Source organism: Bacillus sp. EB V-12, from assembly GCF_056158125.1.
In genome coordinates, this window is the sequence record NZ_JBUXJL010000003.1 from 95822 (window position 1) to 112641 (window position 16820).

Consider the following 16820-nt stretch of genomic DNA (forward strand, 5'->3'; position numbering starts at 1 on the left):
TGAGTTTCTACCTTGTTCTGGCTCATTCACCTCACCTACCCTTCCTCTTCTTTTATTTGACTTCTAATCATCGATTCTATTTGATCAAAGAACGATTCGTTCCTTTGAATTTTTTCAACTACTTCTTTCCGTTCATTTGCTTGTTTTTCAATATCACGAACACTTTCTGGACGTGTGTATATATCCGCTAATGACTTGATTTTGTCACTTTGAGCATTTCGATTAAACAAAGCTTGTACACTTGCAAACTCGTACTTATCAAGTAGTTGTTCCTTATATCCGTTCAACATAAGGTGATATTCCTTGAGACTAATACGCCAAGATTGCAAGGTGGTCATATTAAAAAAACGAAAACACTCACCTTGCAATTCATCAATATTTATGCGTACAGGTTCTCGAACGATTTCTGTTGTTCCGCTGTCATTGTCCCTAGAAGTTTCTTCACTGTCTTCTGGAAGAAAAAACTATTTAACACAACTGCTTTGTTGTACTTTAGAATTTCATCAAGGTCTAGTTTTTCTGCATTAAACATATTTTCAATCTCTTTCTTTACTGCCTCATACGTGATTCCCTCATTTGTATGAATCAGTGCGTAATAAACCACATCCGTGAAATTAGTAATTCCGCCCTGCATGGTTTGAGAAACGAATTGCATCGGCCCACCGTTTTCATCTAATAACCTCAGTGCTTGTAAACAGAATTTCAGTTCTTGTTCTTTACCATTAATTACGAAACGTGTATATGATTTTTCAGCCATAATAATTACCTCCAATTATTTTTTGTTCAAAATAAAAAAGCGTCTATATGAACGCTTATTCAGATCTCAATTATTTATTTTCCACAAATTCATCCATTGTTTTATTAAGCAAACTAATCATTGCTTCTCTTCGCTCACGCGGGGTTGTATTATCGTATAGCTCATTGTGAATATCACTTACTTTGGCCAACTTCTTAGGATCGACATAATTAGTTACCTCTTCATGCCCACCAAGCATCATAATTGTATTGCCTATAATAACCGCTTGCTCTTGTTGATCTAGCTTCATTGTCCACCCTCCTCTGACAAGCTATCAATAATCTTATTTAAAACACTAACTGTCGCTTCACCACATTGTCTCGCTGTTGAATTTCGAGTCGATTCCTCACATAATTCTGATAAACGATTTAAATCAACGTGAGGAGCCAATGCATCCTCTCCGAATGTTGAAAGAATTGAAGATGCGATTGCAATTTTTTCAACTTTAGATATATCCAAAGATCTCCACCCCCATAAACATTCTTAATTAATAGTAAATAGACTTACTATTACGCTTCAGGAGTAGCTACGTCACCAGTTGGCGCGCCATTAGGTACTTTATTAAGCGTCCCTTTAGAAATTTTCCCATTTAATTTTAAGCCGATAGAATACTTTGAGTACTCCTCATTTTCATGAGAAAGTTCCAAACTATTTAACATGTATGTTCCTGATTTAACTTTAAACTCAGAAGCGGTTGCACTACGTAGGTTAACTTCATGAATTCTTACTAAAACTTTATTAAGAATTGCTTCTTCTACATAATCAAGTCCCTCGTCACCTTCAGTACAAATCCCTTCAATACTAGCGGATTGTGTTACGTCACCGTAATCAGATCCACTCTTATCTTTCGTTTTCAACTCGATTTCTCCAGCCTCAATTGACCGTGAACCTGACGTTTGGTTAAAAAATCGGACTGTTTTTGTAGTTTTCCCATCAGGCTGCGGAATGTCAATCAAGTAAAGTGTTTCGGCACCTTTAAACTCAGGTGCATTACTTTTTTTCACTTCTGCCATTTTTAGTCCCCCTCTAATTTCTGATTGTTATAGTAATAAAACTCAAATGTTTCGCTGTTAAAATCTCAACGTCTTTTTGAGACAGTGGTTCAAAATCCTTTACTTTTGCATTAAAAAAACCGATTCGTTCTGGATTCTTTTTACTTGTATCGTACAAGTCAATTGAACCCTTTTCGAATCGGTTAATTATTCTATCTTGCAAATCGTTCCTATCAAAAACTTTATCTGTATACACACCAACTTGAATCAGGTGATTACGCGAGAAATTCTCCTTTGAAAACCTGCTAATTGTTCCTGACAAATCCTCAATGGTAATGAAGGGTTTGTCTTTTCCTGATACAGAAACACCATCGTATATCCATGTAGTAGGCGCAAAAACATCCAGCAACTTTTTTAATGAATACATTACATCATTCAACATAATTAATGCCCCTTTGCTACACGTTGAACAGTTTTGTTTATATCCTCAACAAATGGTTGCTCACCTTCAAATGCTGTTTTACGCATAAAACCTTTTTTGGTTTTGTGCGTAAATTCTTGTACCGCCGCGTAAATGAGAGGAGATCCATACGTACCAATAATTCTCGCACCGACTACCATCTTTACACTTGCAGGAATACTTTCAGATAAAGGACCGTGTAATATCGGTGCTCGATTAGAGGCTTGATTAGCTTGTAAGCGTGTATGTTTTTCTACCGTTTGCTCAATTGGTGTTTTGTATCTATTGGGATTATGTGCTTTTAACACATTTGATTTTCCTTTAACAACAACTCTGATTCTCATCAAATCACCCTCTTTACAATGACCTCACGACGGTTTACGCCACCAAGCCCTCGTTCATCGATAAGTTCGATAACGTAAAAAACACCTTTACGTTCAATTTTTTCAATGTTCTCTAAGTCCACATTAAGAGGAAATGTAACAAGCGCCTCTCCTTTTTTAACATCGAGATCAGCGAACTTCGTCTTCTCCACTGACGTAAATTTCTTCCAAACTAATTGAACAGTTTCTTTTCGGGGGGCACCTTGGATTTCTTCTCCTGTAATTTGATCCTTTTCAAAAACCCCTTTAATGTATAAAATCACCGGTTCTCTACGTCCCTGCTCAATCATTTCACGATTTTCGCGAATCTCTTTAATATCATCTTCAGTAAGCAATTGCTACACCTCCTCGCTTATTAAGTAGTTCAGCCGTGACGAACATTGTGGATGTGGGCTTATTAATTGATTCATAAGGCTTTCCGGAATATTTTTCGGATACTTTCCAGCCCCTAAACCGTACGCATCGCGTCTCGCTAGCTTGTAACACATGTGCTTTGAATGATATCTGTGACGATGACCATTATCAAGAATTTGATAACCTGTCACAATTTCACTTTCTAATCCATTCTGTATAGTAGCTGCTCGGTACGTGTTAGTACTCTCAGAAACTGCTACACGCTCAACCTTCCATTTCTCATTGTCGTGTACTTCCTTTATCTTTTGAGAAATCATTGCAATGCTCTCGCCCCTTAATACCGATGGACGAATGACACTACTTAATCGATCTCTCATATCTCCAGATAAATTCCATACACGATCAGACAGAACTAAGCCATCTTCACCAGGTCTTTTTATAATCCCTTGAATAATTTGCTTATTTACTGCAGTTATAGATTTCACGTCCAAACCTGCTTCTGATAATTTCAATGTGGTCCATTTCGACGTGTTTTCAATCAATGTATGGAATGACCGCTCTGCTTGTTTACGAAATTCTTTTTCGTATAAAGTAAGGTCCCGTAATAACGCATTTAACCTACTTCGTTTCACGATTCCATCTTTTTGATAGTCATTCAATAAATCAACTAAAAACAAACGTATTAGGATAATGGCCTTTACAGTATCAGAAACTTGTTTTTCGTGCTCCTCTTTAAATTCTTCGGAAATGGCATCAAGTACTTCATCCATCTCTTGTTGAGAATCGCTCATGTAATCATCTCCCATCTGCCCGTTTAGCAAATGTTTGGTGAGTACCTTTTCCCCGTCGATACTTCCTGTACTTTTTAAGCGCGTCCGCTGATAGCTTCTTATAGTTTGCAAAGATCATCGATTTATCAACCGATTCTTCACCATCTGTATAAGAAAAATAGCGCGCTGCGTCTGCTGCAATTGATTCATAAGCAAAAGACAACGCAAGATAAAAAACAGCATTTGCATTTACTTTTTCAGTTAACTCTGACTCAGTTTCGGCTTCAGACAACCAATTTCCGATGTCCTCCGGAGTTACTTTTGGAACTTTTGCTAACCGACTCTCCAGTCTTTCCGACACCTTCATTCGGTGTCACCTCCGTCACTGTAATTTTGTTAAGACGTCATAACTCCTGCAGCTTTTAACTTTGCAATAAGGGCGTTTAAGTCTTTTACTACACCCGCTACGTCAGTCGCTGTACTATCTGGTTGTTTATCAACCTTTTTGGGTATTAGAGCTACTTTTTCTTCAAGACCTTTAATAATATTGCCAAGTGATGTTTCTTTCGCAATCGGCATCGATCTGTTTAAACGTTGTGCTTGATTTTCAGAAATAGACATGTATAAAACTCCTTTCAAAATACAAAAAAGGTAGCATACACGCTACCTTTTAAGCCATTGTTTTAGAGATATTTTCAAGAACAGCGATAGACTCTTTCGCATTCTTAACTTCAAATCCAAATTCCCCACGAATGACACGAGAGAAGTAGTCAGCACCATTTGGTGTAGCATCTTGATCATAAATTGGAGTTAAGTAACGTGCCTTTACTTTTTCTGTATCAAGAAGTAACGCACGATCTTTAGGCATATTTAAATCAACTACAACACTAGAAATCGCTCCACCTGGTAAATCCGATACAAACGATAAGATTTGGTAACCTGCCGCAGTATCTTGACGCGTAGTACGAATTGTATCGCCACCAAGTTTTGTGATTTGTCGTGCGATATTCGGTCCACATAGAATCGTATTTGCTGAACCGCCTCGAGTAAATACTTGTTCTACAGCGTCATTTAAAGGTTTTGCCGCAATTTCGTTCCCTTTAAAGTCTTGCTTATGTGAACCTTCAATACCCGCAAATGCAAATAAACCACCTGTAGTACGTGGTTGTGCTGGAGAGCCAACATTTCTACGACCATAGATTAGAGAAGTGTTAGCTTCACGAATCATCTCTTGTAAACGCAAGTTTACTTGATAATCTAATTCGTTTGATACGCCGTATGTGTTCACTTGTTGTTGTGTACGTGAAACAGATGCGTATCTTGAAAAGATTTGTGAGAAGTTATATGACACCAAACGGTCATTGATCTCATTCTTACGGAAAGCATCTTCACCTTCTGGTCTCGGTCTTGCAATGACTTTTAATTCACCACCAGCTGTAATTGCTTCCGCTTTCGTACTATCATAACCACGTTGCACAGTGATTTTATCCGCGTTTTCATCGACACTTACTACACGTAGCACTTCTAAGCCGTTTTGTACCAGAGCATTTTCAGTGAATTTACGAGCCTCACCTTTTTCTAAAACTAGGTCCGTATCCCCAACAGTTGCAGCAGTTTTTACAATACCTGTATCAGAGTTTAAATAGTCGTTCTGCCATTCAAATTTAGTTTGTGTTAAAGCGTCTCCTACACCAATTAACCCGAAAAGAACTGGTGCTTTCGTGAGAATTAAATCCACATTCGCTTGCATTTGTCTTACTTGTTGTTGAAATTCGTACGTAGTTGGTACTGGCATATTTGTAGCCCCCTCAAATTTTTAAAATTAAAAAACCGCTGACTTTTAATCAACGATCCGTTATTTCTTCGATTTTGCTTCTAACAACTTGTTATAAATACGTGTTACTTCGCCCGCAAATTTTGAATCTTTTAACGCTTTTGTTTTTGCTTCTTTCAGCTCTTTTTCTAAAGCAAGAATTTCATTCACTCTCGGATTTGTTCCAGGATTCGCGCCACCAGCTGCATCTGCCCCCACAACTTTCTTGAACATCCAAGGTTTACTTTCCTTTAGCGCATTAACAGCCTCTTCAACTCCTTGATAATTACCATTCTCATCAAGTTGAATAGTCGACTTATCTAAAAGCGCCAATACGTCACCTGGATCATTTGCATCTAAAGCACGTGCAATACTCTTAATTTCCGTATTTAGAATACGTGTATTTGCTTTTTCTTGTGCTTTTTGCGCTGCTTCGGAAGCTTCTAGTGCCTTTTTGTCAGCTTCTTCTTTTTCAGCCTGCAAACGTTCAATTTCTGTCATTTCTTGCTTTTTACGCTCTTCTTCAGCTTTTTCAAATTCTGCTAATTTCGCTTTTACATTATCGTAGTCACCGTATTTCTCAGCGGATTTACTACGTTCACGTTCTAAGCGCTTCTTAACAATTTCGTCTAGTTCTTCTTGCGTAAAAGTTTTTGACGGGTCGTCAGTATCTCCAGGTTTTTTGTCTGGATCATCTCCAGAACCGCCACCATCAGAGAAAAACTGAAGGTCTAACCGAAGTGGGAACTTAGGTGTTTTTTGTACTTTTTCTACAAAATACTTTAATGCTGTAGCTTGTTTTGCGTATTCCATTAGCAAATCCTCCATTTTGAGCCTGTCGGCTATAATTTCCGAAAGTTTATAGCGCCATTTCGTAAGGCAAGTATTACTTTTCGTTATACGGATCCTGAGACTGTCTTTTCAACATCCTCTCTTGCATAATCTCCATGAACTTTTGTTCCGCATTTTCTTTACCACTTCTCGTAATCGCACCTTTAATTGATTCGATTTCGTTTGAAATTTCATCGCCTAACTGTTCGATAAGTGCTTTTTGATCTTGCGGTAACGGTAAACCGAAAATAATCTTACTAGCATAATAGTTATCTACTTTTGCTAACATTTCTTTATCGTATTTGAATTTGGAGTCATCCTTCCTAGCTTTCATATAACGTAAAATATACTCATTTAAGGTTTGTAGACGGGACTGCCATATCACCCATGAGCGTTGTGTTTTTGAAATGATATTACTAAATAAAAGCTGTACGGCCATGTCATTTATACCACCTGTATTCATATCAGCCGTATTCACCATTGGTACTTCTGCTTTTTCATGTAGGCGTTTTTGCAATCGGTCCAGATACGCTTCAATGGTTTCTTTAAATCGAAATCCACTTTCTAGCTTTTTAGCGCTTGGTTCACCTGCATCTTCCGCACCATCACCTAAATCCCATTTCGCACCTGGTGCAACTTGAAGTGGATTCTTTGGATCCTCGTCTACGTTCGTCAACAAGGTAATAGCAAACATTTCAAAACGTAGCGCATCCGAGTAATCAGACATCTTTTTGTCGATTTCGTCAGAAAGCTTAATCGTTTTTTCAAGCTCACTATAACCTGTAGTTCGCTTACTGAGCTTTTCAGTCGGCACTGGTACAACGGGAATAAAATCGATGCCCATTGATGAGCGCTCAACCCTATCCTCTTGTTTTTCTAAGTCACCGTTGTATACAGCCTCTTCAATTTCACAGTCGTACTCACCAGCTTCTTCATGCCAAACTAAGTAATACGATAATTTCCACATTTTCGTTTGTTCTTCATCAAGCCATGCAATAAAATGAATTTCTTCCAGTTGGTCTATATCCCAGTCGCTATACTTTGCAATAACTTCTGTTGATGGATGCCAAATAATCTTAAATTCACCGCGACGTTTATCGTAATGAATCCGAGCATACACACCAGTTTTTGAAATAGCCCTGTCTTTTGCTGCTGCTAATAACTTCTCATGCATTCGATTGTCATCCCAAACCCATGTTAATAACCGTTCCTTTGCTTTCGCTCTACTGTTTTCTGCTTGTTGCTCCTCACTAGGTTCATATCCTGAGTGAATCATAAGAGCTGGATCGTCTATCACATCAGGAGGAACTGTGACTTTCGGTTCTTTTTCAAATTGCCACGCTGCAATCATGTTTACGATTTTTTGAGGATAATCAAGTTGTATTTTCGTAGGTTCGTAGTCGAGATTGTCTGGTTTTTTATAATCAGACCATACGTTTAAGTCTCCTTCATAACGCTCATACAAGCGAACCTCGGACATAATGCGTGTCCACTCAGAATCGCCGAGTGCGGTACGAACTGGCATTACAATTTCCACTGGATTCATAAAATTATGATCAACTTGTACTCTCATTCAAGCCCCTCCTTTCTCAATATCTTGAATTCCCTGTAGTGCCTGCTTTACGTCTTGCACGTTTATATGCGATAGAAAAAGCCATTTGAACCGCATCCGGACCGTCATCGTGTGGGTGCATCGGATACATTTCAAATTGCTCCAATAAAGCACGTAAATGTTTCATAAAACGTAATTTACCGCTCTGTATATCTGGTAATAACGACTCAATACGTAGTGCTTTTCGTGTACGCTGCTTAATTTGTTTTAAACGAGTCGATGAAGGATATCCTTTTTTCTGTAATGCTTCGGCAACCTTCTCAGCAAACCACTCCTGCGCTTGTTGCGCCTCTACTGCAATCGATTCATATTGATATTCCAGCGTGTATTCTACAGCCTTTTCTAGCAATATATTTGGATGAACACGCTCCATAAAAATATCGATAACGTAGCATGTACCTGTTTCCACGTTTTTCGCAAGTGTAACTACTACGCTGTAGTCACCTTTTTCTTTCCCCATTGCGAAATCGACAGCACCGTAATATAAAAGGTTTTTATCTTTCAAATCTTGTTCAGTACAGTACGTGAAATATTTAGGTTTAAATATCTGTCTTTCCTCGTCAGTCGGGTTACATAAATACTCCTGGTTAAATGCTTTTGTTCCGTCATCTTCCCTGATTTCCATCAAATCAATGTAAGGGAAATGTGATGGCCATAACGTTTTTGTTCCCCGAAGCATTTCTTCTTTGTTTTGTTCGTAAAATTCACGAGCTTTATCAGAAGCGCCCTCTTCATCTACCTGACGAATCTCACGCCATTCTTGCCATAAGTCTTCGCGCTCTGACCATTTCAAAATTGCCGGGAATGACCTGGATACGAAATCACGACGATTTTTAATCACGTGATGCAATAAGCTGTCGTAACAAACGATGGTACCCATATAAATACAAGCACCCTCTTGACGACTCAAACCTGGAAGCAATTCTTCCTTGAACCAACGCTTATTTTTCGCGATTAAATCAACTGTCGCGGTATTTTCTTTACTCTCCAAATCATCCAAAATATAGAGCTGAACCCTTTTGGAACCGTGGCGTAACCCACGTACCTGTGTCCCTATACCTTTTGCTTCGACTTTCGTGTTTGTTAAAGTCACAAACTCTTTATCATTATCAACTTCATTTCGACTCTTTTGTTCGTGAAGTAAGATACCGAAATCTTGACGTAATTTTTCGTTATACTTTAACTGATCACGTGCCCACGATATAAAGTCACCTGCTACATCGGATGTTTCAGAAATCAAAACAATATACTGCTTTAATCGATACACGACTTGATGACACAAATAACCGTTACTCAAATAAGCGGTTTTTGCATGACCACGTCCTACACTCCATGCTACTTTTTTCTTTTTCTCCCTACCTGTTGTGATGTCATCTAATAGCTCACATAACGTTTGGTGAAACTCTGCAGCATCATCCATCGTTACTCCGGCAGGGATTAAGTTATCTGGATTCCCTGGATTCCCTTCTTCCGAAAAATACTCATACATGAAGTACAACATGTCATGTTCTCCACGATGCACCCTTTTTAACTTTTCTAGCTCATCGATGTCAGCAAGTAGTGTATCCATGTAATATTCTGTAGCCTCACCAGTTTCGTACAACTCTTGTAATTTCTTCGCTCTTTCTGCTACAAGATTGATACGTTCCTGACGTTCTTGACGGGCTAACCATTTACCGTCTATATATGCCATGTAGCCCGCCCTCCTTTTACTCGCCTGTCAATTTTTTTAATTTCTGAAGCTGCTCTTCTATTTCCGCATTTGTACGGGTCTCATTTCCTAGATCACCCTCGATTACTTTCTTATCAGTCAGTAAACCGAATCGCTGCATATACAATTGCATAGCTTTTACACTCGGTTGCGGCCCTAAAATTAACTGCATTAACTTGCTGTACACTTGCTCGCGCTTCTCTGCTAGAAAACTATCGGCCACTTCACTCTTGAATGCGATGAAGTCCTGGTTTTTAGTTCGCCACTCCCAAAGCGTTGTCCGATTTATACCAAGCTCGTTCGCCATTTCGTCTTGGGTTCTTTTTTCCTCGTTATTCGATTCCATCAACTCGTTTTCTACAAGCAAGTACGCCGCTTGAATTTGTTTAGCCGTAAGTTTCTGTTTTAACTCGTCTAACTTCGCCATCATTTCGCTCCCCTTTCTTCGTGAAATAGAAAAAGGCAACCGATTTAGTATCGATTGCCTTAAAATTCGTATGATTAATTGATTAATATTACGATTTACGAGTTCAAAAAACTGTTAAATCATAATACTGTTATGGTAAAATTTATCTAAAATTATATTTTAGTAGGTGATTTAATGATTAATGACATGATTTTCTCCATAGGTAGGATAGAAAATAATACTACCTACCACGCTTTAGGTACCTGTACACTTATAGATAAACATAATCTCCTGATAACAGCGGCTCACGTTGTTAATGGTAGTGATGAAAACCTTGTGATTAGGCTTAATGATACTTTTCAGGAAGGATATCAGGATACCACAATGAATAGGTCTACGTTATTTCCGGTTAAAATTGAAAACATAGACCCTTTAAGAGATGTCTGTATTCTGTCCTTTAAAGAAGGTATTTCTGGCCGTGCACCCTTAAAAGTAGGAAATTCTGACCCTGTAATACCTGGTGAAGAAGTTACTATTTTTGGTTTTCCGCATTCAGATCTAGGTAGAATTGTCCTAACCCAACAAACTTGTGAAGTTGGCGCCAAAATTCTACTAAGCACTAAAAATATTAAATCAAAACACCTAGTCCTTAACATTCAAGCACGTCCAGGACAATCCGGCGGACCCGTTATTAGAAAATCAGACAACACGATTATCGCTATACTAATTGGTGCTTATGTTCCCGCTGTCAACGGAGGTATTAACCTTGGGGGAATTGACCCTCAAACACTACATCAAACAACACACGCTGTTTCTACAGAATACATACAAAGGATGTTATAAATGACTACTATAAACTCATTTTTCGAAAAACAAGAATCTACAGAATGGCTTAATGCATTACCTGATTATCAAAAAAGTGTAGTATCTGAATTACTGATTTCTAATTCACACGAGGAAGCTGCAACTGCATGGTTAGAAGCCTCTATAGATCATACATCACCCTTTAGTACACAACCGAAATCAGAAAAAAAGTTTTTTGACTTACTAAAAAAAGAAGTACAGAAAATACTTTGCGGAAGTCCCGACTACGCTGCTGAGCGTGAAGAATTAACGCGATTAACTCAATCACCTGAAAATAAAACAGCATTTGTTTCTGCGATATCGGCATTAATTGGTGCAAAAGTTGGTCTGGCAGCTTCTTTTATAGCACCAGCTATTGTTATTATTTTCATGATAATCGGTAAAGCTTCGCTTAATGCATGGTGCGAAATGCAAATCAACTAAACTATCAAATTGCTTTCTCATGATAAAACACACCTGCTATATAATTAGTAGGTGTGTTTATTGCATTTACTCAATTTCTATCCCACCGAGTTTAAAAATTCCGGCGGAACGTTACGAGCGCCTGCCAGCCCCTCACCAGATCTGACCTCCCCCGGGGGACTGAATATGTTCTCGAACAAAAAGAAAAAGCCGAAATTATTTTTCCGACTCTTTTTTCTTTTTTGCTCGTATTAGTGTACTTTTACTGATTCCAGTCATTTCTTCTACTTGCTTATATGAATGCTTATTAGCTAATAAGCCTAGCGCATGTTCAATTTGTTTCTTACTGTACTTATTCGGTCTTCCTTCCCTAAAGTCTTCACGCTGTTTAGCAATTGCTTTACCTTCTTGTGTCCGCTCAACAATCATGTCACGTTCAAACTCCGCAAACGCGCTCATAACATTGAAGACTAAGCGCCCAGTCGGTGTATCCTCTATCAGTCCCATGTTCAATACATGTACCTTCACACCTTTTTCAAACAGTTCTCTTACTGTCTGTATAGCATCGACTGTCGAACGAGCAAAGCGATCCAACTTTGTAACTACCAGTGTGTCACCTGACTCTAGTATCGAAAGTAGTTCCTTAAACTTAGGACGATCAGCTTTTGTACCAGTGAACTTCTCTGAATAAATTATACTACAGCTTTCCTTCTCCAGTGTTTGAATCTGTGCCTCTAAGTCCTGGTTAATCGTACTTACCCTCGCATATCCGTACTTCATTCATATCAGCTCCATTTCGGCCCTAACTAATGACACTAAGTTATGACACCATTTGATACCTTGATACTATCACACCCATAGCAAAGTGTCAAAACCTTTAAGTTGTGACACCATCTTGTGAAGTCGAAACAATCGGCTAAAAGAACAGTTTTTTCCTCTTACCAGTATTTTCCCAATTATATACCTCAAGGATGATTAGTAAACGGGATCTTTTTGTTTTCCATCCAAAGATTTGTCTTTCGATTTTGTATGGACAATATTCTTAAAACTTATATATCCACATACAATATTGAAACTACTTTAAAAATATAAGGAAGTGATATTATGGCTTGGCGTTCTTTTCGATCCTTTAACCTTAATGATAGATTCATCCGTCAGCAAAATTTTCTTGGGGAACTCACTCCAATCGCTCAAAATAACGATTTAGATAGAATGGATGCTACATTTAATTTGGAGTATGTTGATGAAAGCAGAAACTTAGTAAGACTTCGTTCCTACAACTATCCTAATTCTTTCTTACGGCATCATGAATTCCGTATTAAACTTCACCCAGATAATCCAGCAGACCAACTAATGCAAGCAGACTCAACGTTTGTTATAGAACCAGGACTTGCATATCCATATGGTTGGGAATTTGTATCATTTCGTTGTACCAATCCCAATCTTTCTAACTGGTACATTCGCCATGCGAATTTTCACCTTTACATCTCTTTCATAGGCCCAAATGACAAATTAGGCCAAGCAGATGCCTCATTTCAGATAACAGATCCTGCAATTTTGTGGCCAAAATAATATGAAACATACATTGGATCAAAAATCCTTTTTATAATTTACTAAGTTTTGATATAGCTAGAGATGACTATGCCCCCTGAGTTTCAAAGGGCCTTCTCCCTCAGCGACCTCGGCTGATAAAACACCCATCGGTTTCATCTTTCGTGTTGCCGACAGTTAGATAACCACTACAGTAGTCACCTTAGTTTCTACCTACTATATACGCCACAGTCAGTCCAATCCAACGGGCATAGAAAAAGCCAGGTACCCATGTGCTAGGTTCCTGGCTTTTGACATAATGAAAATATGGAGGATATGTACACAAAATACCTATCCTAGCATATATTGTACCTAGAAAAACCCTACTTTGTCAAGCCTTGCTCAACTTTTTTATTAGCTGGTTCATACCAACCATGTCACCATTGATTATCAGATAGAGCGTATCTACAGCTTTATCACAGTACTTATAATACTCATTGGCATTAATACTCAGCGTATGCAGTATTCGTTTCCGCGGAACCTTAACCACATACCGCGCCAATACGACATACCGCATATTCTTCGGTAATTGTTTAATCGCCTGATCCAACACAATCTTATTCAACCGTCCATCACCTTTCCCATCCAATGCACCAGGTCCAGTAAAGCTAGGCGGTGCATCAGGGAACCGATCACCTACAGCTAGTGATTCGTAATTCTCCAGCCATAGTTGTATTGTCTTCTTTGAAACATAGCCATCAATTCTGGTCATCTCCGAACCTCCTGACTCAGAAAATCAAACCCCTAAAACAAACACCTTAAACCATTAATAGTATTACATACTATATACCTATTAATAAATACTACTATATATATAATAATATAATTATTAGTTTTATATTTATATTATATATATAAGGTATATTTTTTTAAGGGGGGGTTCTTTTTTATTGTCTTTTTCTTTTTTTAGTACTGTAGTGTATTAGACCCCCTCCTAAAAACTTTTCTTTTATATATTTTTATTTTCTTGTAAATAGCTGGGAAACTTGAAAACAGATAATATTCAACGTCAAATTACAAACGAATACCCTAAAAAACGCTTAGGAATTACTGCTTAGCTATTAAAAAAAATAAAAACTCCCTTTTAGCTGCTCGATTCATCACAGTCATAAGCCACGTATCTAGTACAAACTTTCCATGTTCGTAAGCTGGGTAACTTTCCTGTATTATCAAAGGTCCATATTCTGAAGCAGCCCAACCACCGTTTATTGCTGCCATAGTACGAGGTGCTTTCATTCTTATTTGATAAAATTTATTTGGATCTAAATGTGCATAAAATCCAAAAGAATAAAAACCGTCATCCAGAGGATTTCCATCTTTAATATCAGCTTCAAACTGTATCACTTCGACTTGCTGTTTGACACTAACATTAGAATTTTGAAGCTCATTTTCAAAATTATAGTTTTCGAATTCGTTATTCACCATTAACACTTCCTCAATGTTATTTACAATGACATCGTATTAAACATTACCATTCCAGTGCTTAACCTATATCAAAAGAGGCTTATTTTAGTATAAAAACCCTACTTCAATCTAAAATCATTTACCTCTCCGAATCTCGAAACACGTGCCACGCCGCTGTTGTCTCATAGCCACGTAGCACCGATTTTCCAGCTAGGAGAAACCGTTCCTCAGCCACTTTCGCAATCAATCCTTCTCCAGCATATACATTGCCCTGCTCTGTCTCGATATTCACATCACGTAACTGGTTCGTGGCCAAAAATTCACTTACCCCATAATCCACAACATGGAGACTCCAGGTGAGCTTACCCGTAACAACTCCTTTGTACCGTCACATACCCGTCGTAAAACGGAACCTCTACACCATCGATTTCTAAATTCCTTATTTCTTCAGATGTCATGTTCTTTACTCCTTGCGGCCACACGTTCCACGAATCTCAGTTGCTGTTCAATATACGGATCATCTTCTTTCCCACCACTTACGATCCAATCCTTAATCCGATTCATCACATCTTCTAAAACGACCGCCGGTACTTGTGGAGCTAATTTCGTGATACGATCTATATAATTCACTTGTTTCTCTCCTTTACCTCACTACTAAGAACGTATATTCCCTAAAAACAGGACTTACATAGTTACCATCTGTTATAATTATCAATGTCGTATTAAAATATAAACTCGAATGGGGATGACACAATGACTCTAATTGCTGGTATCATATTACCTAAAGGTATTCTTATGGTTAGTGATACGCGTCTCAGTGATGAAAACACTGACGAAATAGATACTGATTATAAACGTAAGTTAACATTCGTTGCTCCTAACTGTATAATGGGAACCTCTGGTTCTGAAAGTTCTTTTTATACAGCGAAAATCTTGCGCAATCGTTTATTTAAAAATTCTCACGTATTGGATACTGCGTCCCTACGCAGTTATATACTTGATTTCTACAATGACGTGAATCAATTCGGTTCAAAAACTCATATAGATAGTCATCCAATAGGTAGCGCGCTTCTAGCAGACTACGATGTAGAGAATGATAGTTATACATTGACTGCTATAAAAAACTATGTCGAGGACACAGATTTATTTACATATACGGATACCGGAGATATTGAACTCATAGGTGCAAATTTGACAACCCAACAAAACGCTAAAACCAAAATACAAGCTGTATTAACCGACTTATCTGAAGAGGATTTGAATCATACATATGCATACGAATATATAGCAAAACAATGTCAAGGTATTTTCCAACAAGCGGCTAAGGAGTTCACAGGGATTAGTAATAAACTCTATTTCATATATTTGACCACTTTAAATAATAAACCCGCAAACGCTTGTTATTTAATCGAAGAGGATAGGACAGTTCATAAAATTGACGAAGAACAAGATGGCGAACTTATAAGCTATTCCGAATGATGCTTTATTTCACACCCTTCTTCACTAAAAACTGTCTTGCGTTATCCGTAAGCCGGTAATAATAAACATGCTCATTATCTTTCGTGACTTGCTCCAGTAGACCTAACTGAGAGAGTTGTCCTAGCCACGTATCAAACTGCGTAGCCGGGATTTCTCCTCCTACCTGGTGCATCACTCGTAAAATTGCTTCCGAACCTTTCACTCTATACCTCGTGACTTTACAATTTCTAGTGCTTGTTGTTTAGTAAAACCTTCTGAAACAAGTGCATCGAAACGTGCTTTATATACTTTAGACATTTCACGCTGCATACGCATTTGCATAGGTAACGCCTTTACAAAGTTATCCAAAATCATTTCCAGTTCGATATTTGTATATTGCTTATTAGGTTCGCTCATTTTATCACCCCTTCAAACGTGCTTCGAGTTCCGCTAATACCTGATCAACCCCTTTAGGACTTAGCACGAGTTTACCGCCAGCTAGTTCAATATTTTCTTCTGAAACCTCGCCTGTAATTTGGCAAGAGTTATTAGGATTATATTTTTGTAGAATAATAGATTCACCATCTACGAAAATCTCCATAGGATCCTTTACCTGGATACCTAATGTACGGCGTAATTCCATTGGAACTACAATTCGTCCTAATGGATCAATATTACGAATGATACCTGTTGATTTCATTTCTCTTCAGCTCCTTTTCCTTACTTTTTAACAGCTTCTATAACGCTTGCTAAACCAAATAATACTACGCAGATAAACCACGTTGTCCAAATCGGATAATCACATATAATTTCCATCCAACCACTCCTAGTCCTTATTAATAAGAATCACAGCCGGACCCTCAACCGTAATACCGGCTACTTCAATCTTTTCATGGGGACTTACTTGCACTGTTGTGACACCTTCACGTGTCGCCAGTTCTTCACTTATGTTTTTTGTAGGTATATTCTTCATC

General features: G+C 38.1%; 28 protein-coding genes and 1 pseudogene. 4 read left to right on the forward strand and 25 right to left on the reverse strand.

The features are described from left to right. Window positions 1-35 precede the first annotated feature (35 nt). From ACZDYH_RS11930 to ACZDYH_RS12005, 16 genes are all read right to left on the reverse strand, one after another. On the reverse strand, window positions 36-290 hold the full coding sequence (locus ACZDYH_RS11930; protein ID WP_000931846.1) for a hypothetical protein: 255 nt from the start codon (window positions 288-290) through the stop codon (window positions 36-38). A gap of 89 nt (window positions 291-379) precedes the next feature. Further along, window positions 380-757, reverse strand: coding sequence for a tail assembly chaperone (locus ACZDYH_RS11935; protein WP_474886321.1), 378 nt, complete (start codon window positions 755-757; stop codon window positions 380-382). 70 nt (window positions 758-827) lie between these two features. Beyond that, complete coding sequence (locus ACZDYH_RS11940) at window positions 828-1046, reverse strand: hypothetical protein (protein WP_000762728.1); 219 nt, start codon at window positions 1044-1046, stop codon at window positions 828-830. Then, window positions 1043-1255, reverse strand: a complete 213-nt coding sequence (locus ACZDYH_RS11945) for a hypothetical protein (RefSeq protein ID WP_474886322.1) — start codon at window positions 1253-1255, stop codon at window positions 1043-1045. Before ACZDYH_RS11945 ends, ACZDYH_RS11940 begins: the two co-directional genes overlap by 4 nt. 50 nt (window positions 1256-1305) lie before the next feature. Further along, a complete protein-coding gene (locus tag ACZDYH_RS11950; RefSeq protein ID WP_000852563.1) occupies window positions 1306-1809 on the reverse strand; it encodes a phage major tail protein, TP901-1 family in 504 nt (167 codons plus the stop codon). Window positions 1810-1822: 13 nt separating this feature from the next. Beyond that, complete coding sequence (locus ACZDYH_RS11955) at window positions 1823-2230, reverse strand: hypothetical protein (protein WP_098869046.1); 408 nt, start codon at window positions 2228-2230, stop codon at window positions 1823-1825. Window positions 2231-2232: 2 nt separating this feature from the next. After that, entirely contained in the window at window positions 2233-2592 is a 360-nt protein-coding gene (locus ACZDYH_RS11960) for a hypothetical protein (RefSeq protein ID WP_025118136.1), read from the reverse strand. Beyond that, window positions 2592-2966 carry a hypothetical protein gene (locus tag ACZDYH_RS11965; RefSeq protein WP_474886323.1) on the reverse strand — a complete coding sequence of 125 codons (375 nt, stop codon included), beginning with the start codon at window positions 2964-2966 and terminating at the stop codon, window positions 2592-2594. The genes ACZDYH_RS11960 and ACZDYH_RS11965 overlap by 1 nt, the downstream gene beginning before the upstream one ends. 3 nt (window positions 2967-2969) lie before the next feature. Continuing rightward, window positions 2970-3776: a hypothetical protein gene (locus tag ACZDYH_RS11970; RefSeq protein ID WP_474886324.1), complete on the reverse strand. Its 807-nt coding sequence runs from the start codon at window positions 3774-3776 to the stop codon at window positions 2970-2972. A gap of 4 nt (window positions 3777-3780) precedes the next feature. Beyond that, on the reverse strand, window positions 3781-4122 hold the full coding sequence (locus ACZDYH_RS11975) for a hypothetical protein (protein ID WP_000868477.1): 342 nt from the start codon (window positions 4120-4122) through the stop codon (window positions 3781-3783). Between the two features lie 29 nt (window positions 4123-4151). Then, window positions 4152-4376: a head fiber protein gene (locus ACZDYH_RS11980; protein WP_474886325.1), complete on the reverse strand. Its 225-nt coding sequence runs from the start codon at window positions 4374-4376 to the stop codon at window positions 4152-4154. A 49-nt stretch (window positions 4377-4425) separates the two neighbouring features. Beyond that, window positions 4426-5550 (reverse strand): SU10 major capsid protein, encoded by a 1125-nt coding sequence (locus ACZDYH_RS11985; RefSeq protein WP_474886326.1) that lies wholly within the window; start codon window positions 5548-5550, stop codon window positions 4426-4428. Between the two features lie 60 nt (window positions 5551-5610). Continuing rightward, window positions 5611-6381 (reverse strand): phage scaffolding protein, encoded by a 771-nt coding sequence (locus ACZDYH_RS11990; RefSeq protein WP_474886327.1) that lies wholly within the window; start codon window positions 6379-6381, stop codon window positions 5611-5613. A 73-nt stretch (window positions 6382-6454) separates the two neighbouring features. Then, complete coding sequence (locus ACZDYH_RS11995; protein WP_474886328.1) at window positions 6455-7972, reverse strand: phage portal protein; 1518 nt, start codon at window positions 7970-7972, stop codon at window positions 6455-6457. Window positions 7973-7988: 16 nt separating this feature from the next. After that, the gene (gene terL / locus ACZDYH_RS12000) at window positions 7989-9704 is read right to left on the reverse strand and encodes a phage terminase large subunit (RefSeq protein WP_474886329.1); all 1716 of its coding nucleotides are present in this window, start codon (window positions 9702-9704) and stop codon (window positions 7989-7991) included. A 16-nt stretch (window positions 9705-9720) separates the two neighbouring features. Then, window positions 9721-10149: a phBC6A51 family helix-turn-helix protein gene (locus ACZDYH_RS12005; protein WP_474886330.1), complete on the reverse strand. Its 429-nt coding sequence runs from the start codon at window positions 10147-10149 to the stop codon at window positions 9721-9723. A 174-nt stretch (window positions 10150-10323) separates the two neighbouring features. Here ACZDYH_RS12005 and ACZDYH_RS12010 point away from each other — a divergent pair, with 174 nt between their 5' ends. Further along, a complete protein-coding gene (locus tag ACZDYH_RS12010; protein ID WP_217368070.1) occupies window positions 10324-10971 on the forward strand; it encodes a S1 family peptidase in 648 nt (215 codons plus the stop codon). Further along, window positions 10972-11415 carry a hypothetical protein gene (locus tag ACZDYH_RS12015; protein ID WP_173631365.1) on the forward strand — a complete coding sequence of 148 codons (444 nt, stop codon included), beginning with the start codon at window positions 10972-10974 and terminating at the stop codon, window positions 11413-11415. A 195-nt stretch (window positions 11416-11610) separates the two neighbouring features. Here the strand turns inward: ACZDYH_RS12015 and ACZDYH_RS12020 are convergent, their stop codons facing one another. Then, a complete protein-coding gene (locus ACZDYH_RS12020; RefSeq protein ID WP_474886331.1) occupies window positions 11611-12174 on the reverse strand; it encodes a recombinase family protein in 564 nt (187 codons plus the stop codon). A gap of 324 nt (window positions 12175-12498) precedes the next feature. Between ACZDYH_RS12020 and ACZDYH_RS12025 the strand changes: the two genes are divergently transcribed. Then, on the forward strand, window positions 12499-12966 hold the full coding sequence (locus ACZDYH_RS12025) for an AbfB domain-containing protein (protein WP_474886332.1): 468 nt from the start codon (window positions 12499-12501) through the stop codon (window positions 12964-12966). A gap of 349 nt (window positions 12967-13315) precedes the next feature. Here the strand turns inward: ACZDYH_RS12025 and ACZDYH_RS12030 are convergent, their stop codons facing one another. The 4 genes and pseudogenes from ACZDYH_RS12030 to ACZDYH_RS12045 form a co-directional block, all read right to left on the reverse strand. After that, window positions 13316-13696, reverse strand: a complete 381-nt coding sequence (locus tag ACZDYH_RS12030) for a hypothetical protein (RefSeq protein ID WP_474886333.1) — start codon at window positions 13694-13696, stop codon at window positions 13316-13318. 335 nt (window positions 13697-14031) lie between these two features. Further along, entirely contained in the window at window positions 14032-14406 is a 375-nt protein-coding gene (locus ACZDYH_RS12035) for a hypothetical protein (protein ID WP_474886334.1), read from the reverse strand. 121 nt (window positions 14407-14527) lie between these two features. Then, window positions 14528-14846: pseudogene (locus ACZDYH_RS12040) on the reverse strand (hypothetical protein). After that, window positions 14836-15018, reverse strand: a complete 183-nt coding sequence (locus ACZDYH_RS12045) for a DUF6877 family protein (protein ID WP_474886335.1) — start codon at window positions 15016-15018, stop codon at window positions 14836-14838. Before ACZDYH_RS12045 ends, ACZDYH_RS12040 begins: the two are co-directional and overlap by 11 nt. 123 nt (window positions 15019-15141) lie before the next feature. On the opposite strand from ACZDYH_RS12045, the gene ACZDYH_RS12050 reads away from it, so the two are divergent. Further along, window positions 15142-15867, forward strand: coding sequence for a hypothetical protein (locus ACZDYH_RS12050; protein WP_474886336.1), 726 nt, complete (start codon window positions 15142-15144; stop codon window positions 15865-15867). Window positions 15868-15871: 4 nt separating this feature from the next. Here ACZDYH_RS12050 and ACZDYH_RS12055 read toward each other — a convergent pair whose 3' ends face one another. From ACZDYH_RS12055 to ACZDYH_RS12070, 4 genes are all read right to left on the reverse strand, one after another. Then, window positions 15872-16069, reverse strand: a complete 198-nt coding sequence (locus tag ACZDYH_RS12055; protein ID WP_474886337.1) for a hypothetical protein — start codon at window positions 16067-16069, stop codon at window positions 15872-15874. After that, window positions 16066-16263 (reverse strand): hypothetical protein, encoded by a 198-nt coding sequence (locus ACZDYH_RS12060; RefSeq protein WP_474886338.1) that lies wholly within the window; start codon window positions 16261-16263, stop codon window positions 16066-16068. Before ACZDYH_RS12060 ends, ACZDYH_RS12055 begins: the two co-directional genes overlap by 4 nt. Before the next feature lie 4 nt (window positions 16264-16267). Further along, a complete protein-coding gene (locus tag ACZDYH_RS12065; protein ID WP_474886339.1) occupies window positions 16268-16546 on the reverse strand; it encodes an AbrB/MazE/SpoVT family DNA-binding domain-containing protein in 279 nt (92 codons plus the stop codon). A 126-nt stretch (window positions 16547-16672) separates the two neighbouring features. Further along, window positions 16673-16819 carry a BC1881 family protein gene (locus ACZDYH_RS12070; RefSeq protein WP_474886340.1) on the reverse strand — a complete coding sequence of 49 codons (147 nt, stop codon included), beginning with the start codon at window positions 16817-16819 and terminating at the stop codon, window positions 16673-16675. Window position 16820 lies beyond the last annotated feature (1 nt).